Origin of the sequence: Curtobacterium sp. PhB172, from assembly GCF_003752545.1 — a bacterium.
GTDB lineage: Bacteria > Actinomycetota > Actinomycetes > Actinomycetales > Microbacteriaceae > Curtobacterium.
Genome location: NZ_RKIF01000005.1, coordinates 65,180 through 83,682 on the forward strand (window position 1 = coordinate 65,180; position 18,503 = coordinate 83,682).

At 71.0% G+C, this 18,503-nt stretch carries 18 protein-coding genes; 11 read left to right on the forward strand and 7 right to left on the reverse strand.

Going from position 1 to position 18,503, the window contains the following annotated elements; translation table 11 throughout:
* A complete protein-coding gene (locus EDF42_RS01295; protein ID WP_123339235.1) occupies nucleotides 1-1,842 on the reverse strand; it encodes an alpha/beta hydrolase in 1,842 nt (613 codons plus the stop codon).
* 111 nt (nucleotides 1,843-1,953) lie between these two features.
* On the opposite strand from EDF42_RS01295, the gene EDF42_RS01300 reads away from it, so the two are divergent.
* Together EDF42_RS01300 and EDF42_RS01305 are read left to right on the forward strand one after the other, a co-directional pair.
* Nucleotides 1,954-3,276 carry a glutamyl-tRNA reductase gene (locus tag EDF42_RS01300; RefSeq protein WP_123671556.1) on the forward strand — a complete coding sequence of 441 codons (1,323 nt, stop codon included), beginning with the start codon at nucleotides 1,954-1,956 and terminating at the stop codon, nucleotides 3,274-3,276.
* Between the two features lie 23 nt (nucleotides 3,277-3,299).
* Nucleotides 3,300-3,704: an NUDIX domain-containing protein gene (locus EDF42_RS01305; protein WP_260212658.1), complete on the forward strand. Its 405-nt coding sequence runs from the start codon at nucleotides 3,300-3,302 to the stop codon at nucleotides 3,702-3,704.
* 4 nt (nucleotides 3,705-3,708) lie between these two features.
* Here EDF42_RS01305 and EDF42_RS01310 read toward each other — a convergent pair whose 3' ends face one another.
* The gene (locus EDF42_RS01310; RefSeq protein ID WP_123294504.1) at nucleotides 3,709-3,984 is read right to left on the reverse strand and encodes a hypothetical protein; all 276 of its coding nucleotides are present in this window, start codon (nucleotides 3,982-3,984) and stop codon (nucleotides 3,709-3,711) included.
* Nucleotides 3,981-4,448: a hypothetical protein gene (locus EDF42_RS19165; RefSeq protein ID WP_260235074.1), complete on the reverse strand. Its 468-nt coding sequence runs from the start codon at nucleotides 4,446-4,448 to the stop codon at nucleotides 3,981-3,983. The genes EDF42_RS01310 and EDF42_RS19165 overlap by 4 nt, the downstream gene beginning before the upstream one ends.
* Here EDF42_RS19165 and EDF42_RS19170 point away from each other — a divergent pair.
* Both EDF42_RS19170 and EDF42_RS01320 read left to right on the forward strand, forming a co-directional pair.
* Nucleotides 4,375-4,782, forward strand: a complete 408-nt coding sequence (locus EDF42_RS19170; RefSeq protein ID WP_260212659.1) for a DUF4232 domain-containing protein — start codon at nucleotides 4,375-4,377, stop codon at nucleotides 4,780-4,782. The two genes, EDF42_RS19165 and EDF42_RS19170, sit on opposite strands and share 74 nt — an antisense overlap.
* A 130-nt stretch (nucleotides 4,783-4,912) precedes the next feature.
* Complete coding sequence (locus tag EDF42_RS01320) at nucleotides 4,913-5,332, forward strand: GNAT family N-acetyltransferase (protein WP_260234961.1); 420 nt, start codon at nucleotides 4,913-4,915, stop codon at nucleotides 5,330-5,332.
* Between the two features lie 42 nt (nucleotides 5,333-5,374).
* On the opposite strand, the gene EDF42_RS01325 is transcribed toward EDF42_RS01320, so the two are convergent.
* Genes EDF42_RS01325 through EDF42_RS01335 form a run of 3 tightly spaced genes read right to left on the reverse strand, consistent with a single transcriptional unit; the run spans nucleotide 5,375 to nucleotide 9,765 of the window.
* Nucleotides 5,375-6,313, reverse strand: coding sequence for a serine hydrolase (locus EDF42_RS01325; protein WP_123671250.1), 939 nt, complete (start codon nucleotides 6,311-6,313; stop codon nucleotides 5,375-5,377).
* Nucleotides 6,313-8,277, reverse strand: a complete 1,965-nt coding sequence (locus EDF42_RS01330; protein ID WP_123671557.1) for a M13 family metallopeptidase — start codon at nucleotides 8,275-8,277, stop codon at nucleotides 6,313-6,315. The genes EDF42_RS01325 and EDF42_RS01330 overlap by 1 nt, the downstream gene beginning before the upstream one ends.
* A 39-nt stretch (nucleotides 8,278-8,316) precedes the next feature.
* Nucleotides 8,317-9,765 (reverse strand): hypothetical protein, encoded by a 1,449-nt coding sequence (locus tag EDF42_RS01335; RefSeq protein WP_123339240.1) that lies wholly within the window; start codon nucleotides 9,763-9,765, stop codon nucleotides 8,317-8,319.
* Nucleotides 9,766-9,863: 98 nt separating this feature from the next.
* Between EDF42_RS01335 and EDF42_RS01340 the strand changes: the two genes are divergently transcribed.
* The 6 genes from EDF42_RS01340 to EDF42_RS01370 all read left to right on the forward strand — a co-directional run bounded on the left by EDF42_RS01340 (nucleotide 9,864) and on the right by EDF42_RS01370 (nucleotide 16,159).
* Nucleotides 9,864-11,201, forward strand: a complete 1,338-nt coding sequence (locus EDF42_RS01340; protein ID WP_123671251.1) for a uracil-xanthine permease family protein — start codon at nucleotides 9,864-9,866, stop codon at nucleotides 11,199-11,201.
* Nucleotides 11,202-11,569: 368 nt separating this feature from the next.
* Nucleotides 11,570-12,382, forward strand: a complete 813-nt coding sequence (locus EDF42_RS01350) for an isocitrate lyase/phosphoenolpyruvate mutase family protein (protein WP_123339242.1) — start codon at nucleotides 11,570-11,572, stop codon at nucleotides 12,380-12,382.
* 176 nt (nucleotides 12,383-12,558) lie between these two features.
* Nucleotides 12,559-13,362, forward strand: a complete 804-nt coding sequence (locus EDF42_RS01355) for a hypothetical protein (protein WP_148067586.1) — start codon at nucleotides 12,559-12,561, stop codon at nucleotides 13,360-13,362.
* Nucleotides 13,362-14,540, forward strand: a complete 1,179-nt coding sequence (locus tag EDF42_RS01360) for a sensor histidine kinase (protein ID WP_123671253.1) — start codon at nucleotides 13,362-13,364, stop codon at nucleotides 14,538-14,540. Before EDF42_RS01355 ends, EDF42_RS01360 begins: the two co-directional genes overlap by 1 nt.
* A complete protein-coding gene (locus EDF42_RS01365; RefSeq protein ID WP_123339245.1) occupies nucleotides 14,537-15,193 on the forward strand; it encodes a response regulator transcription factor in 657 nt (218 codons plus the stop codon). Before EDF42_RS01360 ends, EDF42_RS01365 begins: the two co-directional genes overlap by 4 nt.
* A 99-nt stretch (nucleotides 15,194-15,292) precedes the next feature.
* The gene (locus EDF42_RS01370) at nucleotides 15,293-16,159 is read left to right on the forward strand and encodes an arginase family protein (RefSeq protein ID WP_260235067.1); all 867 of its coding nucleotides are present in this window, start codon (nucleotides 15,293-15,295) and stop codon (nucleotides 16,157-16,159) included.
* 13 nt (nucleotides 16,160-16,172) lie between these two features.
* Here EDF42_RS01370 and EDF42_RS01375 read toward each other — a convergent pair whose 3' ends face one another.
* Nucleotides 16,173-16,994 carry an ornithine carbamoyltransferase gene (locus EDF42_RS01375; protein WP_123671255.1) on the reverse strand — a complete coding sequence of 274 codons (822 nt, stop codon included), beginning with the start codon at nucleotides 16,992-16,994 and terminating at the stop codon, nucleotides 16,173-16,175.
* A gap of 130 nt (nucleotides 16,995-17,124) precedes the next feature.
* Here EDF42_RS01375 and EDF42_RS01380 point away from each other — a divergent pair, with 130 nt between their 5' ends.
* Nucleotides 17,125-18,447 carry an MATE family efflux transporter gene (locus tag EDF42_RS01380; protein WP_123671256.1) on the forward strand — a complete coding sequence of 441 codons (1,323 nt, stop codon included), beginning with the start codon at nucleotides 17,125-17,127 and terminating at the stop codon, nucleotides 18,445-18,447.
* The last annotated feature ends 56 nt before the right edge of the window (nucleotides 18,448-18,503 follow it).

An 18,503-nucleotide genomic window follows, 5' to 3' on the forward strand; every position in this document is an offset into this window, starting at 1 on the left:
TCATCTTGGTGCCCCGGTGGCGATGACCGACGCGATCGCTCGCTGCGAGGTTGAACCCGGCGTGAGGTAGCCGACCTTGTCCGGGTCGTCCGGGAACATGTCGTGCCCGGTGACGCCCTTGGTACCCGCAGAGTCGTCGGCGCTGAAGGTCGTGACGCCCGCGACGGTGCCGGGGTCTTTGCGACCGCCGATCAGGCCGATGCCCGCGATGTGGTCGTTCGATCCCGTGGTGGCGTAGACCCGGTCGACGTTGAGCCGAGGAGGTGCCGTGTCGCTGGCGACACCGGCGGATCCGTACGTGACGAGCGTGTCGACGCGGTACCGCGTCTGGACGAGCGCCTCGGCGGCGGTCGTGGAACCGTACGAGTGCCCGAGGACCGTCAGGGACCGGGGAGCGCCGCCGCGGCTGTCGTGGATGCCGTCGAGGAACCCGGCGAGGTTGACGCCGCCGTCACTGGCGCGGTGCTGCTGCGGCACCTCGGGGAAGCCCGGGGTGCGGTAGCCGAACCACGACACGATCGCGAATGAATCCGCGTCGACTGCTTTCCTCCTTGCAGTGTCGAGCAGGAAGTTCGCGGCGGTGACCTTCTCGCTGGCACTACCGAGCGTCGTGCCCGCGCCGGAGACGTTCACCGACACGTTCGACGCCCTGTCGAGGTCACCCAGCGAGATCGCCGCCACGAGGGCCCCGTTCGACGCCCCGAAGCCCACGAGTTGCGCCACTGCAGCAGTCGGCGAACGGAGCGCTGCAGCGAAGTCGTCGGCATCCCGCAGGCCGTCGCGGAGCGCGCGCACCTGCTCCGTGAACTCGTCCAGGTCGATCGCGGTGGGGGTGGCCGCCAGTCCGAGCAGGCGGTAGACCCGCCCGGGATCCCGCAGCGCCACAGCCAGCACCGCACGCGACGCGATGTCCCGCGTGACGGCCGGCAGCCCGTCGAGGTTCGCGAACTCGATCTTCGTCGCCAGGGGCAGCGCGCGGACATCCGCCGCGGTGAAGCCCAACGCGGCCCACGCGGCGGCGACTTCCGCCGGTGTGAGCGTCGGGTCCAGCAGCTCCCGCAACCCCGCCGGCAGTGCGGACGTACCCGCCGCGTCGAGCACGACGTTCGCGAGCGTGCCCGCACCACCCGCCGCCGCGAACGCCGCTGCGATCCGCTCCGCCCACGACGCGTCCTCGGCGTTCTCGATGACGTACCGCTCGAAACCGTGTGGCAGCGTCTCGGCGTCGACGGGCACCCATCCGCACCGACTCGTGAACCCCGACCACGCGTTCCGCAGCCGGACCATGTCCTGCTCCGCCGTGCGGTTCAGTCCCCTCGTCGCCGCTGCGAACCCTCGCAGCCCTACAGGATCCGCCCCGCTCCGCCCGCCCGAGTCCGTTCCGCCAGTGCGCTGCCGGTGCCGGTGCCGCGCGCGGAACGCCGCCGAGACGGGTGTCGGGCACCCCGGGGCCTCGGACGGCTTCGGGTCGAACACGTCGCCGGCGATGTCGAGCACCGGTGCCCACGGGCCAACGCCGGCGACCCGAGCGGCATCACGATCGGTTTCCCGCGTCCGCCACGCAGCGAGGTCGGCGATCCGCTCGCGTTCCTGACGCGCTTGGCGTTGTACGACCCACAGCTGCTCGGCGAGGTCCTCCAGCGCCCGGGCAAGGCGGCTTCGATCCTCGGACTCCATCGCGCGGGTCTGCCGGAACATGGTCGCGTACGCACCGTGGAAGTCGTCGAGCGCGCCTTCCGCTGCGCTCCGCCACGACCAGGCACTGCCGCCGAGACGCTGCGCGACCTCGGTCGCGCACACTGCCAAGCGACGCGCCGCATCGTCGTCGAACTCGATCCCCACATGACCCCCATGCCATCTCGACCGGGTTCAAATGTAGCACTTCAGACAATACATTCCACACTGGCTCCCTTCGCGGTGGACCGGGATGGAACGCGGGTTACCATGGAAGACGTGCTCATCTGTCTCACGGCGTCGCATCGCAACGCCAGCTTCGACCTCTTGGAGCGACTGAGCATCGCTGCCCCGGCCGCAGCAGGCCATCTCGTCACGGACTCCGACGTCCTGGACGGCGCCGTCGTCCTCGCCACGTGCAACCGTTTCGAGGCCTACCTCGACTTCGCCGGCGACGACCGCGACTCCGCCGTCGCCGCCACCGTGCAGGCCGTGGCCGCTGCGAGCGACCTGGACGCCACCGAACTGCGTGATTCGGTCAACGTGCTCGGCGGCAAGGACGTCGTGCAGCACCTGTTCGCCGTGTCGAGCGGGCTCGAGTCCGTCGTCGTCGGCGAGACCGAGATCTCCGGGCAGGTCCGCCGCTCGCTCGAGGACGCCCGGAGCAACGGCACCACCACCTCGGACCTCGAGCGGCTGTTCCAGGAAGCCGCCCACACCTCGCGCGGCGTCAAGACCCGCACCCGGATCGGCGCCGCCGGTCGTTCGCTCGTGCGCCTCGGCCTGCAGCTCGCGTCGTCGCGCGTCACCGACTGGGCCCACACCCGCGTGCTGCTGATCGGCACCGGGAGCTACGCGGCCACCACCATCGCGGCCCTGCGCGACCGCGGCGCCGCGCACATCCAGGTGTTCTCGCCCTCGGGCCGTGCCGCCTGGTTCGCCGCGAAGCACGACCTCGTCGCCGCCCGTGACCTGCGCCACGCGATCGGCACCAGCGACGTCGTGATCACCTGCACGTCGAGCGAGCTCCCGGTCGTCGCACCAGCCGACCTCGACGACGGCATCCGCCGCATCGTCATCGACCTCGGACTCCCCCGCAACGTCGACCCGGCCGCTGCCGGTGTGGACGGCGTCGAGCTGCTCGACCTCGAGACCATCAGCCTGCACGCCCCGATCTCCGAGCTGAACGCCGAGTCCGAGGCCCGTGCGATGGTCGACGACGCCGTGTCCCGCTTCCGGGCGCAGGCGCTCGAGCAGTCGACCACCCCGGCCCTCGTCGCGTTCCGCAAGCACGTGTTCGACATCCTCGACGACGAGATCGACCGCGCCAAGCGCCGCGGTGACGCCGACGGCGAGTCCGCCGAACACACCGAGCGGGCGCTCCGGCACCTGGTCGGCGTGCTGCTGCACCGTCCGTCGGTCCGAGCGCGCGAGCTCGGCCGCGCCGGTCGTGGTGAGGAGTTCGTCGGGGCCATCGACGCCCTGTTCGGCGTGCGACCCGAGCCCGAGGCAGAGCTTCCGGCGCCCGTCGTCCCGCTCGCCGACCGCACCGCACTGGACCCGACCGTCTCGAAGCGCGCTGACGAGGCGGACGCGAGCTGAGCCTCCCGTCAGCTCCCGCGACCCTGCGTGTCAGCGCGCTCCTGCTGGTGCGGGACCGACGCGTCCTGATGGTGCGTGCGCGAGCGCGCGACGTGCTCTACCTGCCCGGCGGCAAGGCCGAGCCGCACGAGACCGACCTTGACGCCGCCATCCGCGAAGCCCACGAGGAGACCGGCCTGCGGGTGACCGCCGATGACGTCGACCCGTTCGGTGTCGTCCTCGAGCCCGCCCACGGGCAGGCGCCCGGCACGATGGTCGCGATGACGCTGTTCCTGGTCCGACCAGGAGGCCCGTTGGACTCCGCCACGCCCGTCGCCTCGGCCGAGGTGGACGAGGTCGAGTGGGTCACCTCGACGGACGCCGGTCGCTGCCCGCCAGCGGGCGTGGAGACGCTCCGCCGCCTGGTGGCGGCGGAGCGCATCGACTAAGTCGTCAGGCCTGGTCCTTGTCGACGTAGTGGCCGGTCTCGCCGTCCTGCGTCGGTTCGGCCTCGCCGGGGATGTCCGACTCGACGTACTCGCCGTCGGGTCCGCTCGACTCCGGGCGCGCCTCACCCGGGATGTCGCTCGCGACGAACTCGCCGACGGGCTCCGTCGTCGTGACGCGCTCCTCGCCGGGGATGTCGCTGTCCGTGAAGGCACCTGCGCGGGTCTCGACCCCGTCCGCGCGACCCTCGTCGCCACGTGCCTGTTCGTGCTTGCCCGTCATGTCCGACCTCCGCTGCTCGGGTTCCTTGCTCCGGAGTGTGCTCGCGGTCCCTGGATGCCGACCGAACCGCGGTCTCCCGGTGGTGGTTGCCTGTGCACCATGCAACGCAGCAGTCGATCGAAGTTCCTGCTCGCCGTCACCGGGCTCGTCGCAGTCGGGGCGTTGGCGGGTTGTGCCTCCGGCGGGGAACCCTCCGCCACCGAGACGGTGACCGCACCCGCGCCGTCGCCGTCCGCATCGTCGTCCTCGTCGACGTCATCGTCGTCCGCAACGCCGTCGTCCGGCTCGTCGGCGGCGGCCGGTACCGGTTCCGGGTCCTCCGGATCCGGGTCGTCGGGGTCCGGGTCGGCCGCTGGCAGTCGCTGTGCCGCGTCCTCGCTCGCCGCCAGCATCGAGCCGGGCAGCGGCGGTGCGGCCGGAAGCGTCATCGTGCACCTCGCTCTGCAGAACACCGGGTCGACCACCTGCACCCTGCAGGGCTGGCCGGGCGTCTCGTTCGTCGGCGGTGGCAACGGCAGTCAGATCGGTGCCGCGGCGACGCAGGAGAAGAACTCACCGCACCCGACCGTGACCCTGGCCGCCGGGCAGACCGCCGTGGCACCGCTCAAGATCGTCCAGGCCGGGAACTACTCGAAGGCCGACTGCTCGCCGAAGACCCCGGACGGCTTCCGCGTGTACCCGCCCGGATCCGAGCAGTCGCTGTTCGCGAAGGACGCCGACTACCAGGCGTGCTCGTCCGCCGATGCGTCGCTGCTGTCCGTGCAGGCGCTCGTGCCGGAGGGGCAGGCGACGTCGTAGCGGGAGCTGCGGGGTTGCCGCTGCGGAGCGCCGCACAACCAAAGTCACTGCGCGCCACGCAGTTGCACGGTTCGAGATCACTTCGGCTGTGCGGAGGCGTGGTCAGCGTCGACTCGGGCACCATGGAACCGTGACGTTCACGATCAGGGACGAACGACCAGGTACGGCCGAGCTCGTGGCGCTGTACGACGCCGTCGGGTGGACCGCCTACACCGATGATCCCGAGGCCCTGACGGCTTCGATCGCCGGATCCCACTCGGTGCTGACCGCCCGCGACGCTGCCGGTCGGCTGCTCGGTCTCGTCCGCACGATCTCCGACGGGATGACCATCGTGTACGTGCAGGACGTGCTCGTCGTGCCGTCAGCGCATCGGCTCGGCATCGGCGGTGCGCTGCTCGATGCGGTGCTCCGTCGGTACGAGGACATCCGGCAGACCGTCCTGCTGACCGACGCCGAACCGGGCCAGCGGGCGTTCTACGAGTCGCTCGGGTTCATCGAGGTACACGACGTCGAGCCGCAGCCGCTGCGCTCGTTCGTGCTGCTCCGCTGAGCGGAACGACACCGGACCGACGCGGGACTGCGCCCGCCCGGGTCAGCGACGAGCGGGTGCGTGCACGGCCTCGAGCACCTCGGTGCCCATGGTCCGCAGCGCCTCGATCACCGCGAGGCGCCGCTGCAACGAGGCATCGTCGAACGTCACCGTCACGGCGTAGCTCACCGACGACCCCGGGCCCCGGAGGATCCCCGCCTCGGCCCGCACACCCGTGCTGGACCCGGTGACCGTGACGACCTGCAACCCGTGGTCGAGCGCACGGTGCGCCAGAGGGTCGAGGCCGAACGAGCCGGCGACCAGGTTGAGGTCACTCGCCAGCGACAGCCAGCCGAGCACCCGGTTCGAGACCGCTTCGTCCACGACCTCCCCGAGCGCCAGTCCGCGCATCACCCACGCGAGCTCACCCGTCGGGGCCACCGAAGCGTCCGGGGCGTCGTCCGGACCACGACGGTCGCGCACCCGGTCGATCAGCGCGGTCCGCTCGATGCCGAGCGATTCGGCACGCTCGCGGACGGCGTCGATGCCGACCGTCGACAACAGTGCGTTCATCGCCCACGTGTCACCGGTGGCACCGACCAGGGTCGCCAGGTCGGGCACCTGCATCGTCGGTTCCTGCAGGAACTGCCACAGGCCGGCACCGGTCGCGGTGTCCCGCGCCATGCGCTGGAGGCGGTCGCCGTGCAGGCGGCCGTCCTCGAGCTGCGCCGCGACCTCGATCAGCAGCAGCACCCTGCCGAGGCTCGCGACGGGCTGCACGACGGTGTCGTCGATCGCCAGCAGGGCCTTGCCGGTCGAGGTGTCGATCACCGAGGCGCTGACCCCGGCACCGTCGAGGGCGAGGGCGCCGAGGGCCTCGGTCGTGGCGCCGAAGCGGTCGTCCGGCCGACCGCTGTGCCGACCGCGTGCCCGGCCGCCACCATCCGAGCGGTCCTCCGGCCGCCGACGGCGTGACGACCGAGCCGCGTCCGGCTCCACCATCACCAGATCGCGACGCGCTCGGCGGGGTCGAGGTACATCGCGTCCTTCTCGGTCACGCCGAACGTGTCGTAGTAGCCGTCGATGTTGCGGACGACCTGGTTGCACCGGAACTCGTTCGGCGAGTGCGGGTCGATCGACAGCAGGCGCGCGGCTTCCTCCGGACGGATCGCCATCTGCCACGCCTGCGCCCAGCTCAGGAAGAACCGCTCGGCACCGGTCAGGCCGTCGACGACCGGGGGCTCCTGGCCGTCGAGCGACAGCAGGTACGCCTTCCACGCGATCGACAGGCCACCGAGGTCGCCGATGTTCTCGCCGATCGTCAGGGCACCGTTGACGTGGCCGTCCGGCACCTCGGTCGGGACGAGCGCGTCGTACTGGGCGATGAGGGCCTTCGTGCGCTCCTCGAACGCCGTGCGGTCGGCCTCGGTCCACCAGTTCTCGAGCTTGCCGTCGCCGTCGTACTGCGAGCCCTGGTCGTCGAAGCCGTGCCCGATCTCGTGGCCGATGACGGCACCGATCGCACCGTAGTTAGCGGCGGCGTCGCGGTCGGCGTCGAAGAACGGGAACTGCAGGATCGCCGCGGGGAACACGATCTCGTTGAAACCGGGGTTGTAGTACGCGTTGATCGTCTGCGGGGTCATGAACCACTCGTCGCGGTCGATCGGCTTGCCGATCTTGCCGAGCTCGCGGTCGACCTGGAACGACGCGACGGCGCGGACGTTCGCGACGAGGTCGTCGGGCACGACCGGCAGCGCCGAGTAGTCGCGCCACTTGACCGGGTACCCGATCTTCGGCGTGAACTTGTCGAGCTTGTCGAGGGCACGCGCGCGGGTCTCGTCGGTCATCCAGTCGAGCGCCGTGATGCTCTGCCGGTACGCCTCGACCAGGTTGGCGACGAGGTCGTCCATCGTGGCCTTCGAGGTCTCGTCGAAGTGCTCCTGCACGTAGATCCGGCCGACGGCCTCGCCCATCGCGCCCTCCACCAGGGAGACGCCGCGCTTCCAGCGCTCGCGCTGCTTCGGCGCCCCGGTGAGGGCGGTGCCGTAGAACGAGAAGTTCGTGGCCGAGAACGCGCTCGTCAGGTACGCGGCCGAGCCACGGATGACCTGCCAGCGCAGCCAGTCCTTCCAGACCTCGAGCGGCTGGTCGCGCAGGAGTTCGGCCAGGCCCGTGATGAACGACGGCTCGCGGACCACGACGGTCTCGAACGCGCCGGCCGGTGCGTCGATGGCCTGCCACCACGTCTGCAGGTCGATGCCCTCGGCGAGCGCCGCGACCTCGGCCCAGGGCAGCTTGTTGTAGGTCTTCTGGCTGTCGCGGGTGGTGACGTTGTCCCAGTGCTTCGACGCCAGGGCCGTCTCGAGCGCGATGACGTGCTCGGTGCGGTCGCCGCCGTCCTCGAACCCAGCGAGCGGGAACATCGCCGCGACGAACTCGCGGTACTTCGTCCGGATGTCGGCGAAGCGCTCTTCACGGTAGTAGGACTCGTCGGGCAGGCCGAGACCGGACTGCTCGAGGAACACGACGTAGGACTCGGGGTCGCCCGGGTCGTTGTCGACGAAGAGCTGCAGGAAGCTCGGCAGCCCCAGACGCTCGAAGCGTCCGACGCTGGCGATGAGCTCCGGCACGGACTCGATGGCCGTGATCTCGGCGAGGAGCGGCTCGATCGGCGCGGTGGCGAGCTCTTCGAGCCGTGCTTCGTCGGTGAAGGAGGAGAAGAGGTCACCGACCTTGCGCTCCTCGGTGCCGGGTGCGGCCTGCTGCGAGCGCTCGATGATCGCGCGGACGGCGAGTTCGGCGGCCTCCGCCAGCACCGTGAACGAGCCGTAGCGGGCCTTGTCGTCGGGGATCGGCGTCTCAGCGATCCAGGTGCCGTTCACGTGGCGGTACAGGTCGTCCTGGGGGCGCACCGCGGGGTCGAGTTCGTCAGTGTGGATGCCGGAGGCACGTGCGACGTCGGTCATGCCGTCCACGATAGCCACCGACGCCATGTTCGAGCGGAGTCAGTCGCGGTGGGCTGCGCCACGACGCAACCGGCGGGCCACGACGAGCGCCCCGAGGCCGGACGCCAGGAGCGCAGCGGCGATCCGGATGGGTACGCCGGGGTCGGTTCCCGTGTACGCCAGTTGCTTCGCCGAGGCGACGGTGATCCGGCCCGCTGCCGCGTGCTGCGCCGTCGGGTGGGTACCGGTGGACACCTCGGGCCCGGAGCCCGTGCCGTGACCGGGGCCCTGGCCGGGCTCCGGCCGCGGCGTCGGGCGGACCGGGAGCTTCGGCAGCACCAGGCGGAGCGCACCCTGTTCGACGCCGTCCACCCGCTGCCGCGCGACGACCACGTCGCCCGGCAGCAGCGTGCGCGGGACCGTGAGTTCCCAGCCGCGTCCGATCGACGTCGCGATCGGGTGTCCGTCGGCGCTCTCGATCGCGGTGCCGTCCTCGGCCTCGAGCGCGACGACCCCACCGATCTCGCCGGTGCCCGTGAGCCGGACGGACCCGTCGGCGAGGACGTCGACCGTTCCGGTGAGTGCGAGCGGGACCGTGACCCGCGCCTCGGTCGCGCCGAGCTCGGTCCCGCCGTCGAAGGTCGTCACGGTGACGGAGTAGAAGCGGGCCGTGGCTGGGATGGGCAGCTCGACGGACCACGAGGTGTCCGCCGCGGTCGTCGCCGTCACCGGGTGGCCGTCGGGGTCGAGGACCGGCCCGTCGGCGTCCGCGAACCGCAGCGTCGTCCCGACCGGTGCCCGTCCGGTGATCGACACCCGTTCCGTCTCACGCGAAGCGGTCGCGGTGGACACGATCGCCGCACCCGAGACCGTGTACACGTCGTCGACACCGCCGTTGTGCGTGCCGTCGAAGTACTGCCACGCCTCGATGTGGTGGTCGCCGAAGGCCAGGTCCCGCAGGGTGGCGGACCAGGCACCGTCCGCATCTGTATCGGTCTCGCCGACGGTCTCCCTGCCGTCCTTGATCACGATGTGCGCTCTGGGGTGCCCGGAGCCGTCGAGGGTGATCGTGCGGGCGAGGCCGTCGACGGTGGCGAGCATCTCCGGCGGGGTGAGCACGAGGACGTCCACCGGGACGTCGACCTGTCGTCCGGTCACCTGCGAGGTGACGTGGAGCACGCGTGCACCCGATCGCACCCGGACCGGGGTGTTCCACGACCCGTCAGGGCCGGCCTCGGTCCACGTGGTCTCGACACCGTCGCCCGTGATGCCCACGCTGCCCCCGGCCGGCCCGGTCCCGACGAGTGTGACGACACCCAGTCCGTGGTCGATCGACCGCACACCGGCGGTGAAGTCGGCCCGCGGTGTCTGCCGCGTCGCAGCGGCACTGGACCCGTTCGCGGCGCTGGCCGACGTGGCCGCCAGGACGGGCGACAGCGCGACCGCCGCGACGGCGACGGTCGCCAGGGCGCGACGTGCTGGGGAGATGGACGGGGACGACTGCGGCATGGTGCTCCTCCGGTGGTACTCCACACACCATATACAAGTTGTCCACAGGTGGGAACCGCGGGACGTCACGGGCGTACGGCTGCCGGTACGGTCATCGCATGGGACTTCCGTGGAAGCTGCACGGCGACGGCAAGACCGTCTCCGCGACGACGATCGTGGCACCGGACGAGCGACTCACCTGGGGCCGGACGATCGGTCTCGGCGTGCAGCACGTCGTCGCGATGTTCGGCGCCACCTTCCTGGTGCCGCTGCTGACGGGCTTCCCGCCGTCGACGACCCTGCTCTTCAGCGGGATCGGCACGATCCTGTTCCTGCTCATCACCGGCAACCGGCTGCCGAGCTACCTCGGGTCGTCGTTCGCGTTCATCGCGCCGATCGGCGCCGCGACGAAGATCGGCGGCATCCCCCTCGCCCTGTCGGGCATCATCGTCGTCGGCGCCCTGCTCGCGATCGTCGGGCTCGTGGTGCACCTGGCTGGCGCCGGCTGGATCGACCGCCTGATGCCCCCGGTGGTGTCCGGTGCGATCGTCGCCCTGATCGGGTTCAACCTGGCTCCGGCGGCGAAGAACAACTTCACGGCCGCCCCGGTGGTCGCGGTCATCACCCTCGCCGCGATCATCCTGGTCACCGTCCTGTTCAAGGGGTTGATCGGTCGCCTGTCGATCGTCATCGGCGTCCTCATCGGCTACGTCGCAGCACTGATCGGCGGTCAGGTCGACTACTCCAAGGTCGACGCGGCACCGTGGATCGGCCTGCCGACGTTCACCGCTCCCGCGTTCGACCCGTCGCAGCTCGCGATCTACCTGGCGTTCGTGCCGGTCGTGCTGGCGCTCGTCGCCGAGAACGTCGGCCACGTGAAGGGTGTCGGACAGCTCACCGGCCGTGATCTCACGCCCCTCACCGGGCGTGCGCTCTTCGCCGACGGCATCTCCACCGTGCTCGCCGGTGCCGGCGGCGGCTCCGCCACCACCACCTACGGCGAGAACATCGGCGTCATGGCCGCCACCCGCGTCTTCTCCACCGCCGCGTACTGGGTCGCCGCGATCGCCGCCGTCCTGCTCGGCCTCTCCCCGAAGATCGGTGCGGTCATCTCCTCGGTCCCCGCCGGCGTGCTCGGCGGTGCGACGACCGCCCTGTACGGCCTGATCGGTGTCATCGGCATCCGGATCTGGGTCGAGAACCGGGTCGACTTCTCGAAGCCGAAGAACCAGCTGACCGCTGGCATCGCGCTCATCATCGGCATCGCGGACTTCACGTTCGCGTTCGGCCAGGCGAGCTTCGGCGGCATCATCCTCGGCACCATCGCCGCGATCGTCGTCTACCACCTGATGGACCTGATCGGGCGGGCGCGCGGCACCGACGAGGCGACGCCCGCTGCCTCAGAGGAAGCGCACGCCGCCATCGGCGGCGTCCCCGCCGAGCCGCGCGCCGACTGACGCGAGTGGTCGGCCGGAACGCGCGTCCGGCCTGACGACGTGGGACCACCGGACGGGAGGCCCGTGGCGGCGCCGCCACGGGCCTCCCGTCCGTCACGACGCACGTCGACGACGTGGGCCGGCCTCGGCGCGGCCACGACGAGACACACAATCCGGGAGCGCGATCCTGGTTCCGAACGAGTGCCACGGCGCTGCTCACGATGAGCGCGGACTACCTCGACCTGCTCGACCGGTACGGAGTCGCGTGGGTGGAGCTGCGGACCGACAGCCCCGGACGGATCGCCCACCAAGACGACGTGCAGATCGTGCAGTGCCGCTGACCCACCCGTCGGACTGGCCGTTCTGAGCCGGTGTGCTGAGATTGCACGATGAGCACGCACCTCGAGCGCACGCGCACCTTCACCGCGATGCACGTCCCCGGCGCACCGGTCGTCCTGCCGAACGTGTGGGACGTCGCGTCCGCGCGCATCGTCCTCTCGGCCGGAGCGCGTGCGATCGCGACGACGAGCGCCGGCGTCGCCTGGTCAAGCGGCCACCGCGACGGCAACGACCTGACCCGGGACGGCGCACTGGACGCCGTTCGGCCGATCGCGGCGGCGGTCGACGTCCCCTTCACCGCCGACATCGAGCGCGGGTACGGCGAGACACCGAGCGACGTCGCCTCGACCGTGTCCGCGTTCCTCGAGCTCGGCGTCTCCGGCGTGAACATCGAGGACTCCCTCCGGCCGGTGGCGGAACAGGAGGACCGCATCCGCGCAGCCCGCCAGGCTGCGGATGATGCCGGCATCCCACTCTTCGTCAACGCTCGGATCGACACCCACCTGCGGGGCGGGCCCGGCAGCGACGCCTGGGCGGAGGAGACGCTCACCCGCGCGAACGCCTACGCCAGCGCCGGCGCCAGTGGCGTCTTCGTGCTCGGAGCACTGTCGGCCGCCACGATCTCGATGCTCGTGGACGCGATCGAGCTGCCCCTCAACGTCGCGTTCGGGCCCGGGACCCTGTCGGTCGGTGACCTCGCCCGGGCGGGAGCGAGCCGGGTCAGCGCTGGATCGGCCATCGCCGAAGCCGCGTACAGCGTCGCCAGCGATTGGGCTGCACAGATGTTCGGCACGCCGGGTGCTGTCGTCTCGGCACCACCGACGCTCGGCTGGGCCGCGATCAACGAGGTCGTCCGCGACTGAACCCCGGAACCGGTGCCGAGCGTGTGAAACTCGCAGGTTCCGTCCGCCGGGTCCTCCCCGAGGAGGAGGTTCGCCGACCCCACATCTCGTGTCCGGGGAGGACGCCGCGGTGTGGTCACGCTCCCTACCGTTGTCTCGTCGGGATGCGCCCGACGTGGTGGAGGGTGATGATGACGATGACGAACACACCGGCAACTGTGGATCGCCGTGGGGTGGTGTGGTTCACGTTGGCGGGAGCGCTGACGATCGCAGTGGTCGTGTGGCCGGCAGCGATCGCCGGTTGGTCCTCGGGGACGCACCTGTCCGTCGCGGCGCTTCCCGGAGCCGTGGCCTCTGGGTTCGCGCAGTGGGTGGGGTCCGGGCGGACGTCGAGTTCGCCGTTGGCCGCCGCGGTGTCGTTCTGGACCGTGTTCCACGTCGTGAAGGCGATCGTCGCGGTCGCCCTGCTGGTCGTCTTGGTCCCGGTCGGGCAACGTGTCTGGACCGCGTTCGCACGGGCACGATCGCGGGGGCGTCGCGTCGGGCTGTTCCTGGTCGGCGTCCTGGGTGCTCCGATTGCCCCGGTCGTGCTGCTGGTCGTGATGGCGAACGTGCAGGGTGCGGTGGCTCCGCTGTCATCGGTGCTGAACTTCCTCCCGATGGACGGCACCTCGGTGCTCCAGGTCCGCGGTGAGCTCGCGTCCGGGACGATGACCCCGCCGTTGGCGGCGCTCATCGATGACTTCCGCCGCTACCACGCAGCACTCGTCGTGACCGCGGTCGCTGCGATCATCGTGGTCGTCGCCGGGACAGCGGCGATCTGGGTGCAGCGGACCCGGACCCCGAAGGCCGATCGGCGTCTCCGCCGGGTGCTCGCCGGCGGCGGGATCCTGCTCCCCGGAATGCTGCTGTTCCTCGGGATCGTGCTCCTGGCGAACCTGTCGACCGTCGCGGACACGGCACCCGCCCTGGCCGCGTTCTTCGACGGCAGCGGGATGTGATGGTCCTGGGTCACGACCGCGCGGTACGGCAGTGGTGGCGGGCGCACCCGATCGTCGCGGATGCCGTCATCGCCGGTGCCCTCGCCGTCGCGGTGACACCGCAGCTGGTCTTCCACGCCCGGGCCGGTGACCCGCTGCTCGTGGCGTACGTCACGCTGTCGCTGGCGATGATCGCGCCGCTGACTGTGCGTCGACGATGGCCCGTTGCCGTCTTCTTCGGCATCAGCGTCGTCGCCGTCGTGCAGTGGTCGATCGGGGTGCAGCTCGCTGCGGACGTGAGCGTGCTGGTCGCGCTGGCGACCGTCGCCGCCCACCGCCCGGTGCGGGACACCGCGATCACGGTCGCGATCGCCGAGGTGGGTGCGGTGGCCGCGTCCGCCACGTGGCCGCACGGGCTCCACTTCACCGAGATGCTGACCGTCCTCACCGTGTTCGTCCTCGCGGCGACCGCGTGCGGTGCCTCGGTCCGCAACCACCGCCGCGTGGTCGCGGTCCTGCAGGAGCAGAGCGCTCGCGCACAGCGTGAACGTGAGCAGCAGACAATGCTCGCGGTCGCCGACGAGCGCAACCGGATCGCGCGGGACATGCATGACGTCATCGCCCACGGCCTCGCCGTGATCGTCACCCTCGCGGCGGCCAGCACCGGCAGGGCGGCTCGGCAACCGGAGCGCGTGGACGAGGCCGTCGGGTTGATCGAACGCACCGCCCGCACGGCCCTTGCCGACACCCGTCACGCGGTCGGGACGATCCGAGCGAGCGATGGACTGCTGCCCACGCCGAGCATCGACGGGCTACCGGCGCTGCTCGACCTCGTCACCGCAGCCGGCCTGCGTGCCACACTGCAGACCGCCGGCGCCGTCGACCGAGTTCCGGCAGCGATCGGGGTCGCCGTGTACCGGGTGACCCAGGAGGCCATCACGAACACCCTCAAGCACGCGAGCGCGACGACGTTCACCGTGAACATCAGGGCCTCGCGAGACGCGCTCGTCCTCAGCATCGAGGACGACGGCATCGGAGTCACGTACGAGACCCGAGCCGGAGGCTCCGGGCTGGTCGGGATGGAAGAACGCATCACCCAGCTCGGCGGCATCCTCGATGCGGGACCCGATGGCACCCGCGGATGGCGGATCGCTGCTTCGATCCCCATCGCCATCCGGCCCGGAGGAGCACGAGCATGACCATCCGCGTGCTCCTCGTCGACGACCAGGCCCTCATCCGGATGGGGTTCCGGCTCATCCTCGACGACACAGAGGACATCACGGTCGCCGGCGAGGCCCCGGACGGTCGGAGCGCCGTCCGTCAGGCGAACGCACTTCGCCCGGACGTGATCCTCCTCGACATCCGGATGCCCGGCATGGACGGCCTCGAAGCCACCGGACGGCTCCTCGCCGAGGACCCCGACGCGAAGATCCTGATCCTGACCACCTTCGACCTCGACGAGTACGCCTACCGGGCGCTGCGTGCCGGTGCCAGTGGATTCCTGTTGAAGGACGCGCCGGTCGCCGAGCTCCTCGCGGGCGTCCGCGCCGTCGCTGCCGGCCATGCCGTGACCGCGCCCCGCATCACGCGGCTCCTGCTCGACCGCTTCGCACCGCAACTCCCCACCAGGCCACTCCGGGCACCAGACGGGCGCGCACTCCCGAACCTCACCCAGCGGGAGAACGAGGTGCTCCTCCTCGTCGCGAAGGGCCAGTCGAACGCCGAGATCGCCGCAGCGCTCGGCATCGGCGAAGTCACCGTCAAGACCCACGTCGCCGGAGTCCTCACCAAGCTCGGCCTCCGCAACCGCATCGCCGCAGCGATCTACGCCCACGAACACCACCTCACCTGACCGACAGCGAGGCGGGCACGGTCTGACACACTCAGTCGGGTGATCGCGCTCGTCTCTGCCCCGACGAATCTCGGCCTGCGGCCACCACAGCCAGGCGCGGTGCCCGGCACGGCGAAAGCACCCGAGGCGCTCCGCGAAGCCGGCCTCCACCGCCGGTTCGCGGAGCAGGGAGCTGCTGATGCCGGCGTGGTCCTTCCCGGCCGTTACGTCGATGACGACGCAACCCGTGCTCCCGGTGTCGTTCGCAACGAACGCGCCGTGATCGACCACGCGCGGCGGCTCGCCGACCGCATCGACACGGTGCTCGCCTCCGGAGCCGCACCGTTGGTCGTCGGCGGAGACTGCAGCGTGCTGCTCGGCGCCGGCCTCGCGATGAAACGACGGGACGGCGTCGGATTGGTGCACGTCGACGGCCACACCGACTTCCGGAACCCGGGCAACAGCGACGCGTGCGCGAGCGTGGCCGGGGAGGACCTCGCCGCCGCCGTCGGGCACCACTGGCCGTCGCTGTCCGACATCGACGGTGCCGGCCCGTACTTCGATGCTGCACGAACTGCTCACGTCGGCTGTCGCGACGACGACGCCGAGCTCGCGGAGGTCCGCTCGGTGCTCGGCGCAGTCGTCCCGACCTCGGAGTGGCGCGCCCGTGGCACTGCCACAGTCGTCAAGGCCCTGCGGACGACGGCGGGTGCGGCGGGCTACTGGTTGCAGGTCGACGTCGACGTGCTCGACGCAGCGGTGATGCCCGCCGTCGACAGTCCCGATCCGGGCGGCTGCACGCCACACGAGCTGATCGAGCTGCTCCGCGCGCTCGCTCCCCGTGCCGTCGGCGCATCGATCACCGTCTACGATCCGGATCTCGACCCGGACGGCACGCATGCCCGACTCCTCACAGAGGTCATCACGGCCAGCCTCGGCGGCCTCGGCCGTGAGCTGCAGGAGCCGCGACCTGGAGCGGATCGGTGATCAGGACGCCTGCTCAGTCGAGGCCGAGGCAGAACGCCATGACGGCTTGCTGTACCGGGAGGAGTCCGGCCTTGAAGTCGTGTCCGACGAATGCGGCGTGTTCGACAGCGTCGACACTGACCTCACGGCCACGCACGAACGGCGGACACGGGTTGAAGCGGACTCCCGGCGGCGCGAGGTCGAGGAGAGCCGCCGTGATCCGATACTGCTCGAGCGCGTCAGCATGCGCACCGGGACCGTCGGTGAGGACAACGTCCGCAGACCGAACAGCGGCCTCGAGGTCGTCGGTCCACGCAGCTCCCGGGGTTGCGAGTTCGGCCGGGCAGCACTGGATGAGGTCGAGTTGCAGGACGCGAGCGGCTTCCTGCCACGCCCTGGCGATGTTGCCGTCCGCGCCCACGAAGAGGAAGCGCATCACGGTGATGTCGCCCCGCTGCCGCAAGGCGTGAAGGTCGGACAGCACCTCGCACGGATGGTTGTCGTCCGTCATCGCGTTCACGACCGGCAACGCGTGAGCCGCGGCCAAGGCGTGGAGCACGGCGAGGTCGTGGTGGCGCACCACGACGATGTCGACCCAGTTCTCGAGGTAGCGAGCGACATCTGACAGTGCCTCCGGCTTGTCGAGTGTCGTGTCCGGGAACACGATCGGTTCGAGCCCCATGAGCGAAGCGCCCCGCTCGAACGTGGCCCTGGTGCGCAGACTCGTCGGCGGGAAGAACATGACCGCCGCGCCCTCCGTCACGGGCCCCCGGCCCGCACGGAATGCGTCAGCCAGGTCGAAGACCGCGTCGACGTCAGATGCAGACCAGTCATCGAGCTTGACGAGAGAACGCATCCGAGCAGCGTAGGGGCCTGTGCACCGAGCCATCCAGCAGGACCGGCCAAGTCGACGATGGCGACCATCACCGGGTGTGCGAACGACGCCCGTGCCGCATCCCCGCCAGAATGGCCCGGTGCCCCGAACGATGACAGCCGCAGTCACTGCCGAACGGCGTGCGGTCGACCGCGACATCGTCCGGCTGGCGGTACCCGCGCTCGGCGCGCTCGTGGTCGAGCCGCTCTTCCTGCTGACCGACACCGCACTCGTCGGGCACCTCGGCGCGACGCCGCTGGCGGCCGTCGGACTCGCGAGCGCCGTGCTGTCGACCGTGACCGGGCTGCTGGTGTTCCTGGCGTACTCGACGACGCCGGCCGTGGCGCGCGCGCTCGGTGGTGGTGACCGTCGAGGCGCCGTGCACGCGGGCATCGACGGGATGTGGCTCGCGCTCGTGCTGGGAGTGGTGCTCGCGCTCGTCGGGTGGCCGCTCGCCGGGCCGCTCGTCGACCTGTTCGGTGCGTCGCCCGAAGTCTCAGCGGCAGCGACCGCGTACCTGACGGTCTCACTCATCGGGCTGCCCGGGATCCTGGTCGTCACCGCCTCGACCGGCCTTCTGCGCGGGCTGCAGGACACGAAGACCCCGCTCGTCGTCGCGACCGTCGGGTTCGTCGCGAACGGGCTGTTGAACGCGGCCCTGATCTACGGCGCGGGCTGGGGCGTCGAGGGGTCCGCCGCCGGCACCGTCATCGTGCAGTGGGCGATGGCGATCGTCTACGTCCGGATCGCCGTGCGGGCCGCGCGATCATCGGGAGCGCCACTGCGGCCCGGCGCCTCGGGCGTCGTCCGGGCGCTGCGGTCCGGGGCCTGGCTGTTCCTGCGGACCGCGTCGTTGCGGATCGCGATGCTCGCGACCGTCGGCGCGGCCGCCGGACTCGGCACGACAGGACTCGCGACGACGCAGGTCGGGCTGACCGTCTTCTCGACGCTGGCGTTCGCGCTCGACGCCCTGGCCATCGCCGGGCAGGCGCTCGTCGGGCACGGGCTCGGGGCGCGGGACCCGGAGCGGGTCCGGCTGGTGACGCGGCGGCTCGTACTGCTCGGGATCATCGGTGGGGCGCTGCTCGGGGCGCTGACCCTGGCCGTGAGCGGAGTGCTCGGGCCGGTGTTCTCCGACTCGTCCGCTGTGCAGGACGCGCTGCCGCTCGTGCTGGTGCTCATCGCCGTCGGGATGCCCGTCGCCGGGTACGTCTTCGTGCTCGACGGGGTGCTGATCGGCGCAGGGGATGAGCGGTACCTGGCGATCGCGGGCGGCGTGAACCTGGTCGTGTACCTGCCGTTGCTGTGGTGGGCTGGTGGGACGCTCGCGGGGCTGTGGGCGGCGTTCGCCCTCGGGTACATCGGGGTCCGGGCGGTGACGCTCGGGCTGCGCGCGCATCGGCGTGGATGGGTGGAACAGGCGTTGGCGCGGTGAGCGGGTCTGGTTCTTCCAGCAGGGCTTCTGTGCCTGTGGCTCCGTCGTCTTCTGTG